Origin of the sequence: Rothia sp. HMSC061D12, from assembly GCF_001836735.1 — a bacterium.
Classification (GTDB): Bacteria; Actinomycetota; Actinomycetes; order Actinomycetales; family Micrococcaceae; genus Rothia.
In genome coordinates this window covers 1,654,867-1,675,525 of the sequence record NZ_KV830305.1, presented here as the reverse complement: position 1 = coordinate 1,675,525, position 20,659 = coordinate 1,654,867, and the positions used below count along the sequence as shown (strand labels likewise).

The 20,659-nt window shown below is 57.3% G+C and carries 21 protein-coding genes; 5 read left to right on the top strand and 16 right to left on the bottom strand.

Annotation, left to right across the window (positions count from 1 at the left end; genetic code table 11):
- Positions 1–602: 602 nt before the first annotated feature.
- The 9 genes from dnaB to HMPREF2682_RS06660 all read right to left on the bottom strand — a co-directional run bounded on the left by dnaB (position 603) and on the right by HMPREF2682_RS06660 (position 8,969).
- Positions 603–1,958 carry a replicative DNA helicase gene (dnaB, locus tag HMPREF2682_RS06700; protein ID WP_049354159.1) on the bottom strand — a complete coding sequence of 452 codons (1,356 nt, stop codon included), beginning with the start codon at positions 1,956–1,958 and terminating at the stop codon, positions 603–605.
- A 105-nt stretch (positions 1,959–2,063) separates the two neighbouring features.
- Positions 2,064–3,107: a glycosyltransferase gene (locus tag HMPREF2682_RS06695; RefSeq protein ID WP_246827268.1), complete on the bottom strand. Its 1,044-nt coding sequence runs from the start codon at positions 3,105–3,107 to the stop codon at positions 2,064–2,066.
- 315 nt (positions 3,108–3,422) lie between these two features.
- A complete protein-coding gene (locus tag HMPREF2682_RS06690) occupies positions 3,423–4,229 on the bottom strand; it encodes a class I SAM-dependent methyltransferase (protein WP_070832525.1) in 807 nt (268 codons plus the stop codon).
- Positions 4,230–4,968: 739 nt separating this feature from the next.
- Complete coding sequence (locus HMPREF2682_RS06685; RefSeq protein ID WP_044142258.1) at positions 4,969–5,274, bottom strand: hypothetical protein; 306 nt, start codon at positions 5,272–5,274, stop codon at positions 4,969–4,971.
- Positions 5,275–5,526: 252 nt separating this feature from the next.
- Positions 5,527–5,979, bottom strand: a complete 453-nt coding sequence (gene rplI / locus HMPREF2682_RS06680) for a 50S ribosomal protein L9 (protein WP_005504050.1) — start codon at positions 5,977–5,979, stop codon at positions 5,527–5,529.
- Between the two features lie 20 nt (positions 5,980–5,999).
- Positions 6,000–6,236 carry a 30S ribosomal protein S18 gene (gene rpsR / locus HMPREF2682_RS06675; protein WP_004005948.1) on the bottom strand — a complete coding sequence of 79 codons (237 nt, stop codon included), beginning with the start codon at positions 6,234–6,236 and terminating at the stop codon, positions 6,000–6,002.
- Positions 6,237–6,319: 83 nt separating this feature from the next.
- A complete protein-coding gene (locus HMPREF2682_RS06670) occupies positions 6,320–6,952 on the bottom strand; it encodes a single-stranded DNA-binding protein (protein WP_005504055.1) in 633 nt (210 codons plus the stop codon).
- Positions 6,953–7,047: 95 nt separating this feature from the next.
- Positions 7,048–7,353, bottom strand: a complete 306-nt coding sequence (rpsF, locus tag HMPREF2682_RS06665) for a 30S ribosomal protein S6 (protein WP_070687853.1) — start codon at positions 7,351–7,353, stop codon at positions 7,048–7,050.
- A 191-nt stretch (positions 7,354–7,544) separates the two neighbouring features.
- Entirely contained in the window at positions 7,545–8,969 is a 1,425-nt protein-coding gene (locus tag HMPREF2682_RS06660) for a CCA tRNA nucleotidyltransferase (protein ID WP_070832523.1), read from the bottom strand.
- 129 nt (positions 8,970–9,098) lie between these two features.
- Between HMPREF2682_RS06660 and HMPREF2682_RS06655 the strand changes: the two genes are divergently transcribed.
- The 5 genes from HMPREF2682_RS06655 (at position 9,099) to trxA (ending at position 14,380) form a co-directional block, all read left to right on the top strand.
- Positions 9,099–9,602: an NUDIX hydrolase gene (locus tag HMPREF2682_RS06655; RefSeq protein WP_070832520.1), complete on the top strand. Its 504-nt coding sequence runs from the start codon at positions 9,099–9,101 to the stop codon at positions 9,600–9,602.
- Positions 9,603–9,667: 65 nt separating this feature from the next.
- Positions 9,668–11,332 (top strand): murein biosynthesis integral membrane protein MurJ, encoded by a 1,665-nt coding sequence (gene murJ, locus HMPREF2682_RS06650; RefSeq protein WP_070832517.1) that lies wholly within the window; start codon positions 9,668–9,670, stop codon positions 11,330–11,332.
- Between the two features lie 197 nt (positions 11,333–11,529).
- Positions 11,530–12,720: a serine/threonine protein kinase gene (locus HMPREF2682_RS06645; RefSeq protein WP_246827267.1), complete on the top strand. Its 1,191-nt coding sequence runs from the start codon at positions 11,530–11,532 to the stop codon at positions 12,718–12,720.
- A 245-nt stretch (positions 12,721–12,965) separates the two neighbouring features.
- Positions 12,966–14,000 (top strand): thioredoxin-disulfide reductase, encoded by a 1,035-nt coding sequence (trxB, locus tag HMPREF2682_RS06640; protein ID WP_070684792.1) that lies wholly within the window; start codon positions 12,966–12,968, stop codon positions 13,998–14,000.
- Between the two features lie 53 nt (positions 14,001–14,053).
- A complete protein-coding gene (trxA, locus tag HMPREF2682_RS06635) occupies positions 14,054–14,380 on the top strand; it encodes a thioredoxin (protein WP_070832511.1) in 327 nt (108 codons plus the stop codon).
- Between the two features lie 124 nt (positions 14,381–14,504).
- Here trxA and HMPREF2682_RS06630 read toward each other — a convergent pair whose 3' ends face one another.
- The 7 genes from HMPREF2682_RS06630 to rnpA all read right to left on the bottom strand — a co-directional run bounded on the left by HMPREF2682_RS06630 (position 14,505) and on the right by rnpA (position 20,548).
- Entirely contained in the window at positions 14,505–15,803 is a 1,299-nt protein-coding gene (locus HMPREF2682_RS06630; protein WP_070832508.1) for a ParB/RepB/Spo0J family partition protein, read from the bottom strand.
- Between the two features lie 234 nt (positions 15,804–16,037).
- On the bottom strand, positions 16,038–16,880 hold the full coding sequence (locus HMPREF2682_RS06625) for a ParA family protein (RefSeq protein WP_049349949.1): 843 nt from the start codon (positions 16,878–16,880) through the stop codon (positions 16,038–16,040).
- 458 nt (positions 16,881–17,338) lie between these two features.
- Positions 17,339–17,980 carry a 16S rRNA (guanine(527)-N(7))-methyltransferase RsmG gene (gene rsmG, locus HMPREF2682_RS06620; RefSeq protein WP_083321769.1) on the bottom strand — a complete coding sequence of 214 codons (642 nt, stop codon included), beginning with the start codon at positions 17,978–17,980 and terminating at the stop codon, positions 17,339–17,341.
- A gap of 1 nt (position 17,981) precedes the next feature.
- Complete coding sequence (locus tag HMPREF2682_RS06615) at positions 17,982–18,548, bottom strand: Jag family protein (protein WP_070832505.1); 567 nt, start codon at positions 18,546–18,548, stop codon at positions 17,982–17,984.
- A 111-nt stretch (positions 18,549–18,659) separates the two neighbouring features.
- Positions 18,660–19,649 (bottom strand): membrane protein insertase YidC, encoded by a 990-nt coding sequence (yidC, locus tag HMPREF2682_RS06610; protein ID WP_070615720.1) that lies wholly within the window; start codon positions 19,647–19,649, stop codon positions 18,660–18,662.
- 51 nt (positions 19,650–19,700) lie between these two features.
- Entirely contained in the window at positions 19,701–20,174 is a 474-nt protein-coding gene (yidD, locus tag HMPREF2682_RS06605) for a membrane protein insertion efficiency factor YidD (protein ID WP_070832502.1), read from the bottom strand.
- Positions 20,171–20,548, bottom strand: coding sequence for a ribonuclease P protein component (gene rnpA, locus HMPREF2682_RS06600; RefSeq protein ID WP_070832498.1), 378 nt, complete (start codon positions 20,546–20,548; stop codon positions 20,171–20,173). Before rnpA ends, yidD begins: the two co-directional genes overlap by 4 nt.
- Between the last annotated feature and the right edge of the window lie 111 nt (positions 20,549–20,659).

Below are 20,659 nucleotides of genomic sequence, written 5' to 3'. Positions count from 1 at the left end.
TTTGCCATGCAAATCCGTTTTCCGTGATTCACACCACAATATTTCTTTCCTAAACTCTTCCAACATCACCACCAGGCAACCCGAAATTCCTTCAAGCAAGAAACCAAAACACTATACAATTGAAAGTCATTCAACCGCTTCTGACTAGGAGAAACACCGAAGAAGTTCTTCGTTTTTTCCTCCTCGCCGCGGCGACTCACACAACTATACAGACCCCCAAACAGCCCTGCAACCCGAAAAAGGGTGAAGTAGCACACAAAAAGGGCCTTGAAAGGGTCTCAAACACCCTTCCAGGCGCTAAAGCACCTAGTCAGAGTGTTTTATGGGTGCTAAAAAATCTTCAAAAAACTTCCAAAAAACCTCATAAACGCAGAAGAAACCACTCAAACCCTCACAGAATGCCCTCTAGAGCCCCTCTGCGGCCCCTTATTCCCATGCCCTGCGCTTGATTCCTAACCCTGCATGATTCCTGACCATGCGCCTGGGCGCCCATACCTATAGATACGAAAAAGCCCCTCCCCTTCCATCCGGCAAGGAACAGAAGAAGAGGGGTACAGCTACAGAGTGCTGAAAGCTTAGTACTGAGTTAGTTGAGTACGGGGTTAGTACTGGGGAGGCGCCTCATTCGCCATATTGTTGAAGCGCGAGTACTTACCGCTAAACGCCAGAGGGATAGTACGAGTTGGACCACCACGGTGCTTCGCAATAATCATGTCCGCCTCACCCACGCGTTCACTATCCGGGTTATACATATCCTCACGATGCAGCAGAATCACCATATCCGCATCCTGCTCAATAGAACCAGACTCACGCAGATCCGAAACCATCGGACGCTTATCAGTACGCTGCTCCGAACCACGGTTCAGCTGAGACAGCGCAATCACCGGAACATCCAGCTCCTTAGCCAACAGCTTCAGGCTACGAGAGAACTCCGAAACCTCCTGCTGACGCGACTCAACCTTCTTACCCGAACTCATCAGCTGCAGGTAGTCCAGCACCACAAGCTTCAAATCATTACGCTGCTTGAGACGACGGCACTTCGCACGAATCTCCATCAGAGTCATATTCGGCGAATCATCAATAAAGAGAGGAGCAGAATCAATACGCCCCTGCAGAGTCGCCAGGTTCGTCCAGCCCTCAGTATCCAGGTCACCCTTCTTCAGACGACCCATCGAAATCTTGCCCTCCGCAGAGAGAATACGCATTGCCAACTCAGTACGACTCATCTCCAGCGAGAAGAACACAGTCGTCATCTGATGATGAATAGCAGCAGAACGAGCAATATCCAGAGCCAGAGTCGACTTACCCACACCCGGACGAGCCGCAATAACAATCATCTGGCCGCCATGCAGACCACCGGTTAGCTCATCAAACTCGATAAAGTCAGTCGGCACACCGTACACGCCATCGGGGCGGTTCGAGTTCGCATCAATCTCATTGATGGTCTCCTCCAACGCCTCAGAGAAAGACACATAGTCTTCCTTCGCGTTACCATCAGTCACCGCATAAATCTCAGCCTGCGCCTGATCGACCAAAGTATCGACCTCAGTCTCATTGGCGTAACCCAGCTGAGCAATCTTCGTACCCGCCTCAATCAGGCGGCGCATAATCGCGTGCTCCTTAACAATCTCAGCGTAATATTGAGCGTTAGCAGCAGTCGGAACCGAAGCAATCAGAGTATGCAGATACGACGCGCCACCTACACGAGTCAGCTCGCCACGCTTCTTCAGCTCATCAGCAACCGTAATCGCATCCGCGGGGCTACCGTGACCGTAGAGAGAAAGAATCGCCTCATAAATCGTCTCGTGCGCCGGCTTATAGAAATCAGACGCACGCAGGCTCTCAACCACATCCGCAATAGCGTCCTTCGACAGCAGCATGCCACCGAGCACCGACTGCTCAGCCACATCATCATGAGGCATAGTGCGGGAACCATAATCAATGGCAGTTTCAGACATGCTTATCCTCGCGTTTCAATCCGATATCTACGACGTTCCAGAAACAACTTCTGCAGAACTCCTATGCTAGTTTCTCACGAAGGCCCACGCGAAACCCATACACGCCTAACGAGGAACGCGGAGATAATCCTCAATCTTCTCAACGGCGAGCGCCGCACCATCCATGGTGCGCATCGCCTCGCCAAGCTGCCGCGCCCTGGCGCGCATGCCCTCATCAGCCAGCAGACGGTCCAAAATATCGCGCACATTGCCGCGGCGCACATCATTCTTCGTAAAACGCAGGGCGTTACCGTAGCGCACGCACTCCTCAATATTCCAGCTCTGCTCAGCCTGCATCGCAATACCAGCAAAGGGAACACCCGCCAGGCACGCCGTCTGCACCGTTCCCTCACCGCCGTGGGTCATCGAGGCGTCAATATGACCGGCGAGCAGATGCGCCGGAACAGTCCCGGCGAAATGGATGTTATCGCCCAGCGGGCGGGTCTGCGCCTCCGAGAGCTGTACACCGCCGCCGACCAGCACATCCACCGGAGCGGCTGACAGCTGCCGTAGCACCTGCGCCAAAATATCTGCAGACCCTGAGGAACCCATTCCCACGTAGACCAGTGGCCGTTCTCTCGGTTCGAGAACAATCTGCGGCAGCTCACCGGGCGCACGGTAATAGATAGGACCCACACTAACGTCCGGCTCTACCAACGAGTCGCCGCGCAACTGCGTGAACAGGGAGCAAATAAGGTTCGCATCGGCGCTGAGCATATCGACGGTACGGCGAGGAAGCCTCAGCCCATGCTCACGCGCCACACGCGTAAAAGAAGCCGGCTTATACGAAAACACCCGCGCCACCGCCCGCAACCATCCCGGCGCCACGAGCTCGCCGGCTGCAGGCTTCTTCGAAAAATACGTCGACGAGTACGCATACGGGCGCGCATAGAAAATGGGGACACCGGCAATACGCGCAGACAGCAGCATCGTCAGGTTAGAACCGATCACCACAGCATCCGCGCTAAAGTCACGAATAGCCGCAAGCTCAGCGGCAACCCTCTGGCGCACCATGCCGGTCTTGAAAGGATGCCGCACTCCCCTGCCCTGATCCAGCGCCATAATCTGCTCCGCCTCGGCATCGCTCATGACCGGTTCGCGAAGATGCACGGGTAACCCCGCGTTTTCCAGCAGTCCCAGGTATTTAGGGGAATACACGTGGAATAAGACCGTATGGCCTCGCTCCTGAGCCACACGCGCTATCTCGATACAGCGCGTGGTTTCACCCATATTGAAGCTTTCAGGAGAGAAAAGAATACGGCTCATAACAAACTCCGGCAGGCGCACACATGACTGAGCCGGTTCTGCGGCTCATGCGCCGCGGCTCATACACCTCAGTGTAAAACGGAGCCTCAGTATTCCCCTGGATAGCGAGGAATACTGAGGCTCCGTTTCACTGTGTGAGTTTTGCGGTGTGAGTCTGTCTTACTTCTTACGCAGAATCAGACCGATAGCGCCGATGTGGTCCGCGTGGCGGCGGAACACGCCGCGCATACCCAGCACGCGCTCACGAATCTGCGGCTTACGCGCCAGGTTGAACGCAATCTTCGCAACGCCTGCGGGACCCTCATCAGCCAGCAGACGCTTCGGCTCCAGCAGAGCCATATCAGTCTGGTACACATCCAGCACCTCGAAGCCTGCCTCTTCCGCCAGGGCGGTCCACTCGGCGACAGTCAGCGGACGGGCATTCACGCGAATAGTGCGCGCCAAATCCTTCTGAATCTCTTCCTTCAACTCGGGACGCAGGTAATCGGGAACCAGCGACATCTCGTGAATAGCGTAGTAGCCGCCCGGGCGCAGCAGACGAGCCGCCTCACGCATAATCTCCAGCTTGTGCTTATCGGTCTGCATGGTCAGCATCGCCTCGCCCACCACGGCATCGTAGCTCTCGGAGGGCAAGCCGGTTTCCTGGGCGCTAGCGTTCACCACGCGGTAGTTAGGATGGCTCGATGCACCGATACGCTCGGTCACGATTTCAGCAGCCTTCGGGTCAAGATCCACACCGGTGTAGCTCTTGGGGGAACGCTTCACAATCTCCAGGGCGGTAATACCCAGGCCCGGCGCAAACTCCACGACGTCAATGTCGCCGCCCAGGGCACGAGCCAGCAGCCAGTTGGTGGTCTCGCGGCCGCCGGGGCGCAAAACCTTCTTGCCCAGCTGGGCGAGCAACCAGTGGCCTGCAGCCTTTTCAGTGGGGCGGTCGGTACCGGGAACGGAAGGGGTCTTAGACACGGGAGACAACTCCTCAATACTTGTATTTAATATGCAAAATTTATCTTCCCTAATTCTAGACCCGCCACCCACAGGAAAGGAAATATGACGTTACGTAGAAGTATGGTTGCCCTTTATTACGGTGCACCACGGTTACAGCATGCCCTAACGCTATCCCGGTCACCACCACGGCAAAGCTCAGAGGTTAAACAGAAACTGGAGCTGGACCTCTCAATCCAACCCCAGTCTCATCACGCACACATACATACGAAAATCAGAGCCACTTCCGCAAGGAAAGTCCAACTTTCTGATGGCTCTCTCGAACCATCTATATAAAGTATTACGCGTAAACCTTTATTCCCTGTAGGTTAAAGCTGTAAGAAAGCTGAGAATAGATTTTTCTTCAAAACAGGGGTGGGGCACCCATAATCCACACCCATATCCGGCGCCTGTTGAGATACGAGCACGCCACAAATCCACCTCAGATATGCAGCGCCCCTTCGGATGCACTTCTCTAAATTCATATGTGGCGTTAAAAGAAGAAAGGCAAGGCGCTTTTGCCTTGCCATCCTTCTTTCGCTAGCGGGCGACCCCGCTACACGAAACACACACATTCACATCGCAGTCCTCTCGAACCAACACTTATAGTAAACACCCCCAACCTTATGGGAGGATTGAATTTCGCTGGAAACAAGCTGGGAGAAAACCAACAGAACCCTGAGAGCTTTGATATTGTGCAGTTTGCGGACTCTAAACCGGGCTAATAAGCCGCCATATACAGACCCAGCAGCACCAACGGGTTAGCCACTACAGAAATAACCGCCAAGCAAATATTGGCCACGCGGTACTGACGGAACTTCACCAGACCCACCAGCGCGCACACCAGCGCAACACTGGATGCAAGGCCGCCAACTACCAGCAAAAGAAGCAGAAGAGCAGTAGCAACATTCGCGTCCGCAAATGGGATAACCGCTAGAGCGCACAGCAGCAAATTGACGCACTCCAACACCACACCTGTGGACAGAAGCTGAGCGCTAGAAGACAAACGTGAAAAAGATCGAGCCATGTCTACCAGTCTACGGGGTCAATTGGCGTACTTCGCAGTCGCACCCGCTCTAACCACCAATCCTTCTGTAGCACAACACATATTCTCAGCCTCCCAAAAACAATGTTTCACGTGAAACATGCACCGGAACGAGCGCAACCACGACACAGCTACGGGCATAACAAACGGGGTGCCCCTCACGAAGAGGGACACCCCGTCCGACACTCAACGCCGAAGCTTCAAAGCATCAGCGTCAAATATCTAAAAATCTACTTACGCAGCAGCAACGACGTCCAGGACAACGTTAGCAACAACGTCAGCGTGCAGGCGGACAGTCACCTTGTACTCACCGGTGCGCTTGATAGCGGAACCCAGGTGGATGGTGCGCTTGTCAACGGAGCCAATGCCAGCAGCCTCAATAGCCTCAGCAATAGCCTCAGCCTTGACGGTACCGAACAGGCGGCCGTCAGCGCCAGCCTTGTGTGCAACGACAACCGGCTTAGCAGCCAGGGACGCAGCAATTGCCTGAGCCTCTTCCAGAGAAGCCTTAGCACGAGCCGCACGAGCGGCGCGGATGGACTCAACCTGCTTCTCGCCACCCTGGGTCCAGGTCACGGCGAAGCCGCGGGGCAGCAGGTAGTTACGTGCGTAACCGTCCTTAACGGTGACAACATCGCCAGCTGCACCGAGGCCGGAAACTTCCTGAGTCAGAATGATCTTAGCCATGTTACTGTCTCTCCTTCTCTTTAGCGGCCAGCGCCGGAGTAGGGCAGCAGTGCAACTTCGCGGGCGTTCTTAATAGCCTGAGCGATCTTGCGCTGCTCCTGAACGGTCACGCCAGTCACGCGGCGAGCGCGGATCTTGCCGCGGTCGGAGATGAACTTGCGCAGAAGTGCGACGTCCTTGTAGTCGATAACGGTGACGTCAGCAGCCTTGAGGGGGTTCTGCTTGGGTTTGGGCTTACGGATTTCAGCCTTAGCCATCGTGGTGCTCCTTAGAGTTGGGAGCCCGCGGCGGATAACCGCGGGATGGATTGATAAATTACTATTCGGAAAACGAAACCGGCTTAGAACGGAGGTTCGTCGTCGGCGCCGCTACCCCAGTCATAGTTACCACCAGACTGAGAACTCCACGGATCAGCAGCAGGAGCTGCGGGGGCCGCCGGAGCAGCCGGAGCGGAGTAGCCAGACTGGCCAGAGTAACCATTACCCTGAGCAGCAGCAAAATTGTTCTGCTGAGGAGCGGAGAAACCGCCCTGAGCAGCAGCGTTGTACCCAGCGCCACCGCCGAAGCCACCCTGCGCACCGCCACCGAAGTTATTACCTCCGGCAGAACGCTGTGCGCGAGTCACCTGAGCAGTAGCAAAACGCAGAGTCGGGCCGATCTCCTCGACCTCAAGCTCAAACGAAGTACGACGCTCGCCTTCCTTGGTCTCGTACGAGCGAGACTTCAGACGGCCCTGCGCGATAACCTGAGTACCCTTCTTCAGAGTCTCTGCAACATTCTCAGCGTAACCACGCCACACCGACGCACGCAGGAACAGGGTCTCCCCATCCTCCCACTGATTCGTCTGGCGGTTAAAAGTACGCGGAGTCGATGCGATCGTGAAATTAGCAACCGCCGCACCCGCAGGGGTGTAACGAAGCTCCGGATCGCCAGTCAGATTACCAATAACGGTAATAACGGTATCGCCTGCCATTTGATGCCTCCTCGATAAGAGTTACAAGTATGTTGAATCCAGTACAGCGCAACCCCCTGACATTTTTAGGGGGTCAGCCGACCGGCAAGAAACAACTACTTGCTGGAGATCTTCTGATCCTCCGGGCGGATGATCTTGGTACGCATGACGGACTCGTTCAGGTTCAGAACACGATCGAGCTCAGCTGCGGTCTCGGGGGTAGAGGTGAAGTTCACCACTGCGTAGATACCCTCAGACTTCTTCTGGATCTCGTATGCCAGGCGACGACGGCCCCAGATATCGACGTTGTCGATGGAACCACCCTCGTTGGTCACGATCTCGAGGAACTTGGACAGCGACGGCTCAACCGCACGGTCCTCAACCTCGGGGCTGAGGATAACCATCAGTTCATATGCACGCATGATTAAACCCCTCCTTTGGGCTAAACGGCTATGGGATTTCCATAGCAGGAGATTCATTGTGCTCTACACGTGAAGCACACCGGGTGGGGAACACGCATAGATTTCTTAACAATACACGAGAAAAAGCAGATAGAACAGTACCGCACCGCGTGACCTCAACCATGCGATGCGGTACCGAAAAACCGCAGAAGCTACGCCCCCTGACGCTGCTCCCACCACTGCAGAAGACGAGCCTTCGCCTCCTCCTCAGGAAGCGAACCCTCATCCAGACGCAAATTCAACAAGAACTTATACGCCTCACCCACCACCGGGCCCGGCGCAATACCAAGAATCTGCATAATCTGGCCACCATCCAGGTCCGGGCGGATTGCATCCAGCTCCTCCTGAGCAGCCAACTCAGCAATACGACGCTCCAAATCGTCATACGCCTCAGCCAACGAGCGCGACAGGCGACGATTACGAGTCGTCACATCAGAACGAGACACACGGTGCAGACGCTCCAACTGATCCCCCGCATCACGCACATAACGGCGCACCGCAGAATCAGTCCAACCCGACTCACGGTAACCATAGAAACGCATGTGCAGCTCCACCAGACGAGCCACAGCCTTAATCGTGTCATTATCAAAACGCAGAGCACGCATGCGCTTCTTCACCATCTTCGCGCCCACCACCTCATGGTGCAGGAACGAGACAGAGCCGTCCTTCTCAAACTTACGAGTCTTCGGCTTACCAATATCGTGCATCAACGCCGCAAAACGCAGAATAAAATCAGGAGCCGGGCACGGGCCGTCCTCGTCCGTCTCCTTCTCCATCGCCTGCTCCATCACCTTCAACGAATGCGCATACACATCCTTATGGTGATGCGCCGGATCCATCTCCATACGCAACGCAGGAAGCTCCGGCAACACATAATCCGCCAGACCCGTATCAACCAGCAGGTTCAAACCCACCCGCGGATAATCCGCCTCAATCAGCTTCACCAGCTCATCACGCACACGCTCAGCCGAAATAATCTCAATACGGCCAGCCATCTCGCGCATCGCCTCGAAAACCTCCGGGGCAACCTCAAGATTAAAACGCGCAACAAAACGAGCCGCACGCATCATACGCAGCGGATCCTCAGAAAAAGACTCCTGCGGCGAGCGCGGAGTACGCAAAACACCCGCACGCAAATCCTCAACGCCGCCAAACAAGTCAACAACCTCACCACTCGGCAAAGCCGCAGCCATCGCATTAATCGTGAAATCACGACGCACCAAGTCGGCACTCAAATCCGTACCGAACTCAACCGTCGGCTTACGCGAATCCGAAACATACACCTCAGCACGGTACGTGGTCACCTCATACACCACGCCATTCTTACGCGCACTAATCGTGCCGTACTCCTTGCCGATATCCCACGTATGCTCACCCCACCCACGCAGAATCTGCTCACTCTGCTCCGGGGTAGCATCCGTCGTCAAATCAAAATCAGTGAAATGGCCGCCATCATCCAGCAGATTGTCGCGGACAATACCGCCCACCAAGTACAGCTCAAAACCCGCCGCACGGTACAGTTCTCCCAGCTCGGCGGCATCCGGGTACTTCGACACAACATCAATAAACAGCGACATAATCCTTTAATCGTGCCAGAAAAACCACCAGCACGCCCACCCCACCCCCACAACACCCACACCAAAGAGACAGCTATCTCACCCAAAACCGAGACACACAAACCCTCACATATCGGTTAAGGTAGAACCATGAGCATTCCCGTACCCCGCGCACCCAAAACGCGCTTCACCGCGCCCGCGCGAGCGGTACCCGCCCCCGAAGAAGTCTCCGCAGGCGGACTCATCATCGACTTCGACCGACCCGAACAGCTACCCGTAGCCATCATCGCCCGCATCAACCGCAACGGACAACGCGAATGGTGCCTACCCAAAGGCCACATCGAACACGGCGAAACCACCGTCGAAGCCGCACAACGCGAAATCAGCGAAGAAACCGGAATCATCGGCTACCCCGTAGCCTCCCTCGGCACCATCGCCTACTGGTTCACCTCCAACGGCACGCGCATCCACAAAACCGTGCACCATTACCTCTTCGCAGCAACCGGCGGCGAACTCAGCATCGACAACGACCCCGACCACGAAGCAATCGACGTCGCATGGGTCCCCCTCGAAGAGCTCCCCACCCGCCTCTCATTCGCCAACGAGCAACACATCGCCCGCAGTGCGCGCGAATACATCACCACCCAGCTCTAAACACCCGTTGTAAGAGCCCCCAAAACTAAAAGAAGCAATCACCAGCCGACACAGGAGAGACATACGTGGCACGTAACGACGCCCGCTCAAGCGCAATCATGGCAGCAGGCACCCTCGTCTCGCGCATCCTCGGATTCGTCAAGACCATCCTGCTCACCGTAGCCATCGGCTCACTCTCAACCGTCGGCGACGTCTTCGAAACCGCCAACACCCTACCCAACCTCATCTACGTGCTCGTAGCAGGCGGCGTGTTCAACGCAGTCCTCGTACCGCAAATCATCAAGGCGGCCAAAGCACAAGACGGCGGCGCACGATACATCTCCAAACTCGTCACCCTCACCGTCACCGCAATCGGCCTCATCACCCTCATCACCGTCGCCTGCGCCTGGCCCATCATCAGCATCATGGGCTCAGGATGGAGCCCCGAACAACGGCAGCTCGGCTTCATCTTCGCCCTCTGGTGCCTACCCCAAATCTTCTTCTACGGCCTCTACACCGTCATCGGACAGGTCCTCAACGCCAAAGACGCATTCGGCGCCTACATGTGGTCGCCCGTACTCAACAACGTCATCACCATCCTGTCGCTATTCCTCTTCATCTTCCTCTTCGGCGCACAGACCCCCAACCCCCACCCCATCCACACCGTAGACAACTGGACCAACGCCCAGACCCTTGTACTGGCAGGCTCCTCCACCTTCGGCGTCATCATGCAGGCACTCGTCCTGTTCATCCCCCTACGCAAGCTCGGCCTGCGCCTCAAGCCCGACTTCGCATGGCGCGGCATCGGCCTGCGCGCAGCCTCGAAGCTCGCCGCCTGGACCCTCGCCTCCGGCATCATCTCCAACCTCGCATTCCTCTACATGACCAAGGTAGCCGCCGGCATCGTCGGCCAGCGCGAACACTACGCCGCCCTCGGCATCCAGATTCCGGGTCTGCAGGCACTCAACTACGCCTCCATGCTGTACATGCTCCCGCACGGCGTCATCGGCATCTCCATCGCCACCGTGCTCTTCAACCGCATGAGCGCCTCCGCCATCGCAGACGACAGCGACAGCGTCATCTACGCGCTCTCCCACGGCCTGCGCAACGCAGCCGTAGCCACCGTCTTCTGCATGGTCGGACTCATCGTGCTGGCCGGTCCCATCGCAGTGCTCTTCAGCGGCGGCGACCCCATCGCAGCAACCATCATCGCCAAGCTCATCGTCATCACCGCGCTCGGCACCCCAACCCTCACCATCAACTACCTCTACAGCCGCGTGCTCTACGCCCGCGAAGACGCACGCACCCCCTTCCGCATCCAGGTGTACTCCGCCATCATCATGGTCATCATGAGCTTCGCAGCATCCCTGCTCGACGCCCAGTACACCGTGTACATGCTCGCGTTCATCTACCCGGTGCACAACATCCTGATCCTGTTCATCAGCCACCACATGGTCCGCCGCCGCCTCGGCTACTACGGCCAGCGAGGCATCGTCAGCACCTACGCACGCACCACCCTCGCATCCCTCTTCGCCGGCGGCATCGCAGCCATTGCGCTCTGGCTGCTCGGCGGCTACCAGCTCGACGGATTCGCATGGGCATCCAAGATCACCGCCATCATCACCCTCGCCGTATGCGGCACCGTCATGGGCCTCGCATACCTCGCCGGCGTGCAGATCTTCCGCGTCAAGGAAGCCAACGCACTACTGGCACCCCTCCCCTCCAAACTTGAGCGTTTTGCCCGCCGCTAAAGCAGCGCACAACGCACAAACCGGGTAGCTGCCGCCTGTGCCTTCTACACCCCACACCGGGGCCCACAGAAGGCGCAGGCAGCCGCCCGGACGCCACAAACTATCACTCAGCCCCAGCATCCTTCAATGCCGGGTAGAATCTAATAGTCAGGGCCCGCCACACGGCAGGCACTATGAAACCACCTCGGGAGAACACGTTGTCGCAACAGATTCCGGTCGGATCGGTCCTCGGAGGCCGCTACGAGATCACCGCACACATCATCATTACGGCAGAATCCGACATGGTGCTTGAAGGCACCGACCAGATTCTCAACCGTAAGGTCTCGGTCGTCGTCGCATCGCCCAACCGCAGCGCACTGCTGGAAGCAAACTCCCGCGCGCTCGCAACCAACGCACGCGGCAACATCCAGATCCTCGACCTGGGCATCACCCCCGAAGGTAGCCGCTACCTCGTCACCTCCCACACCCGCCCCGACACCCTGCTGGACACCCTGCTGGTCGAAAACCACGCACTCTCCAACGCAGAAGACGCACTGGGCACCGAAATCTTCGGCGACTCCGAAAGCGGCAGCTCCCCCAACACCTACGAGAAGGTCTCCTCCTCCACCGCCAACCAGGAGAGCATCACCGCCGCCAAGAACTGGAATGCATCCGACGGCGCAGCCGTCACCGCGTACTCCGAACCCACCAGCATCTACGAAGACGACGAGGACGAAGAGGACGGCAGCCGCGGCACCTGGGCCGTCGCACTGGCAGCCGTCCTGCTGCTCGTTATCGTCGCAGGCGGTATCCTCACCTCCCTAGGCGCTATCGGCTCCAACCAGGCAGCCGCACCGCACACCCCCAAGTCCTCTATCTCGGCATCCGAATCGGCTGCGGCAAGCGCCAGCGCATCGGCATCCCCGACCGCTAAGGCATCGAACGCACCGGCTAAGATTGCGTCCGTGGCTCGCTTCGCACCTTCGGACCCCACGTTCATGAACGACATGGACACCCTTATCCCCAACCTGACCGATGGTAACGCCAACACCGCATGGATCAGCTACGGCTTCGGCACCGCCAACTACGCCGGCACCATCAAGGAATTCGGCCTGGCACTGAAGCTGCAGACCCCCACCGTCGTCTCCAAGCTGACCATCCAGCAGACCACCGGCACCGGCGGTTCCTTCACCGTCTACACCAACAGCTCCGCATCGCTGAGCGGCGCAGTTGAGGTCGGCAAGGGCGCCTTCGAAGGTAAGGACGCGGTCGTTACCCTGGACACCTCCAAGCAGAGCGCAGAAAAGGGCGCCTACGTGATTATCGTGGTCAACGAGCTGCCCCGCCTCTCCCTGCCCATTGGAAACTGGAGTTACGGTCTGCGCATCAACGAAATCAAGGTGGACTAATCAACCTATAACGTGACGCCAACAGGGCGCTCGCACCCCAAACACAAGGGCGGGGCTTCTGAACTCAACGGTTCGGAAGCCCCGCCCTTTTGATGTCCATTTATGACTCTTTATGGCAGGGCCGCTACTCAAAGATTCACAGTGCGCGGAGTATCTGGATAAGGGTCCCCAAAAAATGGAATAATCGAGGATAAAGCCCTGTTATAGGGGCAGAACGAAAGACCTACAACGGAAAGATATATCTGATGACTGAGAATCTGGGAGGCCTCTTCGGAGGCTCCGCCCTAGGCAATCTGAACCTCGCATCCGCACCCGCCACCAAAGCCGCACCGGCAGCCGAGGTTGAGGCCGACGCAACCGTCCACAACGTCATTATTGTGGGCTCCGGCCCCGCTGGCTACACCGCGGCAATCTACGCGGCACGCGCCGAGCTGAAGCCCGTCCTCTTCGCCAGCTCCCTGGCACCCGGCGGCTCCCTCATGAACACCACCGAGGTCGAGAACTTCCCCGGATTCATTCAGGGCATTCAGGGCCCCGAGCTGATGGAGAACATCGGCCAGCAGGCTGAGCGCTTCGGCACGGACATCCGCTACCAGGACGTGGAAAAGGTCGAGCTCACCGGCGACGTGAAGAAGGTCTACACCGCTGACGGTGCCGTTCACCTGGCAAAGACCGTCATCATGACCACCGGTTCCCAGGTGCGTAAGCTCAACATTGAGGGCGAGGACCGACTCTCCGGTTACGGCGTCTCCTGGTGCGCGACCTGCGATGGCTTCTTCTTCAAGGACAAGGAAATTGCAGTGGTCGGTGGCGGCGACTCCGCGTTGGAGGAGGCACTGTTCCTGACGACCTTCGCCTCCAAGGTGTACCTGGTGCACCGCCGCGACTCTTTCCGCGCCTCTGAAATCATGCAGACCCGCGCTTTCAACAACCCGAAGATTGAGGTTGTCTGGGATTCGGCTGTTACCGCAGTTCACGGCGAGAGCAACCTCGAGTCGATTACCCTGACCAACACCAAGGATGGCTCGGAGCGCCAGCTGGCTGTTCAGGGCCTGTTCATCGCTATTGGCTCCGATCCTCGCGTGGAGCTCGTGCGCGATCAGCTGGAGATTACCGAGAACCACACCATCGCGGTTCAGGGTCGTTCCTCGAAGACTTCCGTTCCCGGCGTTTTCGCTGCCGGTGACGTGATCGACCCGACCTACCGCCAGGCAATTATTGCTGCTGGTTCCGGTGCTGTTGCCGCTCTGGACGCACAGCACTACCTCGAAAACCTCTAAACTATTCGTATTACTCGCTGGGGAATCCGCCCCGTGTCAGAAAGGAGCACTCCGTGAGCAGTGCACAGCAGGCAACTGACGCCACCTTCGACGAACTGGTCCTGAAGAACGACAAGCCCGTTATCGTGGATTTCTGGGCTGAATGGTGCGGCCCCTGCCGCATGGTTGGTCCCGTGATTGACGAGATTGCTGGCGAGTACGCCGGTCAGGTCGATGTGATCAAGGTGGATGTTGAGGCAAATGGCGATACCGCCATGAAGTACGGTATTACCTCTATCCCCGCTATCTACCTTTTCAAGGGTGGCGAGGTCGTCAAGAAGACCGTAGGTGCCAAGACGAAGTCCGCTCTGCTGGCTGAGTTCTCCGAGCACTTGGGCTAATCTTTCGAGAAGTTAGAGAAAAACCCTCGGTGATGTTTCACGTGAAACATCACCGAGGGTTTTCTATATATTCAACTGAATTCAGTTGTTAAATATTGTTTAACCTGAAATTCTAACCCGGGTTCTAGCCGGAGAAATCAGAATCCAGAACACGGATAATGCGGTTCAAATCCTCAACATTCGCAAACTCGATGGTCATCTTACCCTTACGGGCACCCAGCGAAATCTTCACCGAAGTATCGAGCTTATCCGCGAAAGCCTCCGCAATATAGTCCAGGCGCTCACGATGCTTCTGAGGCTGAGGAGCCTTACGCTCCTTCACCTCTGCAACGCCGGATGCGTGGTTCACCAGCTCCTCAGTTGCACGAACCGACAGACCCTCATTCACAATCTTCTGCGCGAGAGTCTCAATCTGCGCCTGATCGGTCAGAGCCAGCAGGGCACGCGCGTGACCGGCGGAGAGGATACCCGCCGCAACGCGACGCTGCACCAGAGCCGGCAACTTCAGCAGACGAATCGTGTTAGAAATCTGGGGACGAGAACGACCAATGCGCTTAGCCAACTGCTCCTGAGTAGTGTCGAACTCCTCCATGAGCTGCTGATATGCCGCCGCCTCTTCAATGGGGTTCAGCTGACTGCGGTGCAGGTTCTCCAGCAGGGCGTCACGGAGCAGGTCGCCATCTTCAGTCTCACGAACAATCGCGGGGATAGTGGTCAGACCAGCCGCCTGGGTTGCACGCCAGCGGCGCTCACCCATAACCAGCTCATACTTTTCGGCACCGTTTTCACTCGAGGGACGCACAACGATCGGCTGCAGAACGCCAATCTCACGCACCGAGTGGATGAGCTCCTCCATGTCCTGCTCATCAAAATCGGTTCGGGGCTGCTTGCGGTTCGGGTGAATATCGCGAACATTCAGCTCGGCAAACTGGGCACCGGGAACCGGAACCAGACCGCTCTGTTCTTCGGAAGCAGACTGCGGGGTGGAGATATCTTCACCAAAGAAGAAGTCCACCGGGCGGCGAGTCAGGGTGGTGTTACGCAGAGCCGCCCCCATGTCCACGCGGGACTTCTTCTTCAATGTTTCACGTGAAACATCCTGCGAGGAGGCGGGGGTTTCTACCTTTTCCTCCGCTTTCTCGACAGGAGCCGGCTTCTCCTGAGCGGGCGCAGAGTCAGCAGGCTTAGCTTCTACAGCCTCGGTCTTAGTGCTCTTGCGGTGCTTCTCCGGCTTGGCCTCGTGAGCCATTTCGAAGAGACCGTCAGTCATCGGCTCTTCAATCGGAGCAGTTACCTTCTTGGGTGCAGTCTTTGCTGCAGCAGTATTTTCGGATGCCTTCGCCTCAGCATTACCAGAATTCTTCGTACTCTGAGGGATCAGTGCCCCCAGGCCACGACCCAAGCCGCGTCGCTTTTCAGCCATCGTTACTCCTTAGGACTCCCGGACGAGCCCGCTCATTTTTCTTCTTCATCTAGTGTAAACGAAATAAGCACTCGAGAGCAGGAGCAGAAATTGTGCGGCACACAATCCGCATTATTTTTAAAAATTAATGCGATAAGGATGTTTTTGAAGATTTTACCTAGAAAATACCGCACACAATGAGCCCTTTTGAATCATCGAAAGACAATTCAAAAGGGCTCATTCAAAAGATTTAGATTATGCAGATCGGCGTGAGAGTTCCTGTGCCGCCTCGCGGTAGGCGCGAGCGCCGGTCGACGACGAGTCGTAGGTGATGACAGTCTGCTGATAACTGGGTGCCTCAGAGATACGCACGGAGCGGGGAATCTTCACGCTGAGGGTCTCCTCCGGGAAGTGCTCACGCACTTCCTCCGCTACCTGGAACGCCAGGTTGGTGCGGGCATCGTACATGGTCAGCAGAATCGTGCTAATGCGCAGCTTGGAGTTCAGGTGCTTCTGAATCATCTGAATATTCTTCAGTAGCTGACTCAGGCCTTCCAGAGCGTAGTACTCGCACTGAATCGGAATCAGAATTTCTTCTGCCGCGACGAAGGCGTTGACGGTCAGCAGGCCGAGGCTCGGCGGGCAGTCGATAAAAACGTAATCCAGGCGTTCCATGCCCTGCTTCTCGCGCCACTCGGTGTAATCCATCAGGGCGTTCTTGAGGCGAGTCTCACGTGCCACCAGGGAGACCAGTTCAATCTCCGCGCCCGCAAGGTCGATATTGGCGGGGGCGCAGAACAGGCCGGGCATGTCGGGGCATTCCTGAACGATTTCAGAAAGCGGCTTATCTTCAATCAGGACATTGTAGACACTGGGGACATCCACTCCGTGCTCAATACCCAGTGCGGTCGAGGCGTTACCCTGCGGGTCGTTGTCGATGACCAGGACGTTGAGGCCAGCCTCCGCGAGCGCAGCGGCGAGATTCACAGCGGTACTGGTTTTACCCACGCCACCCTTCTGATTCGACACGGTGAAGACACGCGTATGCACAGGCTTGGGGAGCAAATCTGCAACAGATTTCTGAGCTTGAGGAGTCATCGGGTGCCTTCCATATTCCGGGTGGTGTGTCTACGGTGATGCTTCTTCTGGCGCCTCGCCTGGCGTGATGTTCTGAAATGTTCACGTGCGAGGAGGGCCTACTTCCCCGCTCCCCTACCGTCGCCCATTCTCCGCATGTTTCACGTGAAACATACTTCCCAAGGTGATGGCGCCTGCAATGTTTCACGTGAAACATTGCCTCCGCCTCAGAAGCTTTAAAGGGCGCAAGCTCCACGAATAAGCTACTGGGCAATAGTGCAGAAGAGTCTAAGGTTTCAACCCTCTCTTAAGGGTACCCGGCATCAGGTCAATACTCCACGCGAGAGGTCATTCTATGTACTCTGCGGATACACGCACTCACCATGCCCCGGCAAACCTGCGCACAAAAAATGGGCGATACCGCGTAAGCCAGCATATTCACTAGCTCATTGCGGTACCGCCCATTTGAGACGAAACCTTTAGAGGCGGACTCGAACCACCGTCGTCGGCTCTTCCAGCAGGTTGCCACCGGCGGTGAGAATCTCAGTCTCACGCGCACCGTAGCGGTTCAGCTTCTTCTTCGCCTTAGTAATCTCCTCAGCGGCGCTACGACCCTTCAGAGCCAGCAGCTCGCCGGTGCCGCGCAGAATCGGCAGGGTGATGTCCAGCAGGCCCACCAGGGCGGACACGGCACGCGCAGTCACCACATCAGCCTCAACAGTGCCCACAGCCTGCTCAGCACGCGAGCGCAGCACGGTCACGTTTTCCAGTCCCAGATCCTCGACAACCTCATTCAGCCAGATGACACGGCGTTCCAGAGGCTCAATCAGGGTCAGCTTCAGATCCGGACGAGCAATCGCCAGGCATAGGCCGGGCAGACCGGCACCAGAGCCAACATCAGCCACCGAAGCGTTCGGAGCAATGTACTCCTGCACCACGGCACAGTTCAGCACGTGGCGAGCCCACAGGCGCGGCACCTCACGCGGACCAATCAGACCGCGCTCAATACCGGTCGTCGCCAGGTGCTGCACGTAGCGCTCAGCCAGGGGCAGACGCTCACCAAACACAGCCTCCGCGGCGGCGCGCTCACTCTCATTGAGAGCAACCATCGAAGTTTCCATACTAGGCTCCTACCTCGGGAAGAGAAATCACCACGTGACGGCGAGGGCCCTCACCCTCAGACTCGCTGTACAGACCAGCAGCAGCGACCACATCGTGCACGACCTTACGCTCGTACGGGCTCAGCGGCTTCATGTGCTCATCACGACCGGTAGCGCGCACCTTCTCAATAGCGTCAGCAGCAATCTTCTCCAGCTGTTCACGACGCTCAGCACGGTAACCGGCAACATCCAGAATCAGGCGGGAACGGGTGCCGTTACCGGCCAGAACGGAGAGACGCACCAGCTCCTGCAGCGCCTCCAGAACCTCGCCGTGGCGGCCGACCAGGTGGCGCAGTTCCTCATTGTCATCATCGTCATTGAAGACCGAAAGGTAGATGCGATTATTGCGCACCTCAATATCAATATCGCCGTCCATATCGACAATATCGAGGAGCTCCTCGAGGTAATCAGCGGCGATATCGCCTTCCTCGTCGATGTCCTCAAATTCGTCTTCTTCGCCCTCAAGGGGCTCCTCTACCAGCTGCTCCTCAACGAGCTGCTCGTCCTCATATTCCATAGCTTCAGTCACGATAATCCTCAGGGTGTTCGGAGGGGTGTCCTAGGGGTAAAAAGTATCTCATACACGGCGCCGGGCCCGCGCCACACGTGGCGAGAACCCGGCCCGAATCACGGAAGAAAACTACTTCTTTCCGTTCTGCTTATTGCGTTGCTGCTTCTGGCGCTTCTTACCGACCGGCTGCTGACGCTGACCAGCTGCGGCACGCTCACGAGCCTCCTGCAGCTCCTTCTCGTGCTGCTCACGGGTCTTACCAATCGGGGGCAGACCCTTCGCTGCACGGCGAGCGTTCAGCTCACGCTCCGCCTGAGAACCGGGGGTCGGGTTATTGCGGATAACCCACCACTGCTGGCCCAGCGACCAGAGGTTCGACACGGTCCAGTAGTACATAACACCCAGCGGGAAGTTAATACCGGAAACAGCGAAGATGATCGGGAAGATGTACATGATCATCTGCTGCTGACGGAACATCGGAGAGTTCAGAGCTGCCTCCGACATGTTCTTCACACTCAGCTGCTTCTGAATGTAGAACTGGGTCGCACTCATCAGAACAATCATGATGACCGCCTGAACAACGGTCGCGGTAGTGTCACCGGCACCCGGGTGCATCATGGTCGCGAACAGCTGCGCACCGAAAATCTGGGAGTCATTGAACTGGTGCACCAGTTCAGCCGGCAACATGAGCACGCCCTGGTTGCTCTGCGCCGCGGTGGGAACGCCCATCAGCACCTGGTACAGACCGAAGAAGATCGGCATCTGAGCCAGAATCGGCAGGCAGGACGCGAAGGGGTTCGTACCGTGCTTACGGTACATTTCCATCTGCTCCTGAGCCATCGCCTGGCGGGAGAGCTGGTCCTTCTTACCCTTGTACTTCTCCTGCAGCTTCGCCATATCGCCCTGCATCGCGGTCATACCGCGCATAGCCTTAATCTGCTTGACGAACAGCGGAATGGTCAGGGTACGCATCACCAGGGTCAGGAAGATAATGCACAGAACCCAAGTCAGGCCGGACGCCGGGTCCATACCCAGCGAAGTGAAAAGAGTGTGGAACAGCCACAGGACCACGGAGACGATCCATTTAAACGGCCAAAGAATCAAATCAAAAATATTCACGCGGGAATACTCCTTAAGGACTCGGCTAAGTCATTGTGTGGGAGGCGCCGCCTACTCAGGGCGGGCGTCACCACCGGTGTGAGGGGTGTAAAGATGGGGGTGGTTGAGCAGAATAATTTTCGGTTCTGCTCCGGGAGCGAAAGTACGCTTCCCCTCCGGGACTGGGTCGATACCTCCGGTCGCCCAGGGAACACACCGCAGAATACGGCGCACCGTCAGGGAAAGCCCACCCATCGCACCGTGGGTGGTCAGCGCCTCCAGCGCGTAGGCTGAGCAGGTCGGGTAGTAGCGGCACACGTCCCCGTAGAGGGGGGACACAACCTTGCGGTAGGCCTTCATGCACGCAATCAGCAGGTTCTGCGGTAGAACATAGAGTGCCTGCAGGAAAGTTTCTGGCCGGACGAATTCGTTAGGCGCTAGCGCCAGTAGCTCGTCGGGGCCCAGAGTCTCAGCCGAGGCGCTGTAGGTGCCGCTGTGATGCGCGTGGAAGCGTTCTTCACGGTGGGAACAGCGAGAGTGACTCACGATGTCCCCTCGTCGTTCGGGCGGTTCTGCGGGCGGTCGAGCTTAGCGAACGTGGTCTCGAGTGCCGATTCGTAGTCGCGGCGCAGCTGATCCCAGCTGGCTTCCGCGGAGGCGGGAAGCGCTCGCACCGCAATGGCGTACCCTTCCGGATGCGCGGCGCAGGTGAGCGCGGCAAGCTCACGCAACCGGCGCTTCACCAGATTGCGTGTGACTGCGTTGCCCACCGCCTTCGACACAATGAAACCTACCTGGGTTGTTTTTCCAGGATTTTTCGCCGTAGATACAACGATGTTCCGACGTCCTGTACGGATGCCGGAACGGAAGGCGTGGGAGAATTCTGCGCTGGTGCGCATACGGTGCCGTTGAGGCAGCACGTGTTCCCCTTTACGTAGTGTGGGAGATTCGGCTCGTGTACTGAGCTGACCTCCGCGTGTATTTCACGCTTAATGATAGTTCGCCCGCCGATGCGTGTGCATCGGCGGGGG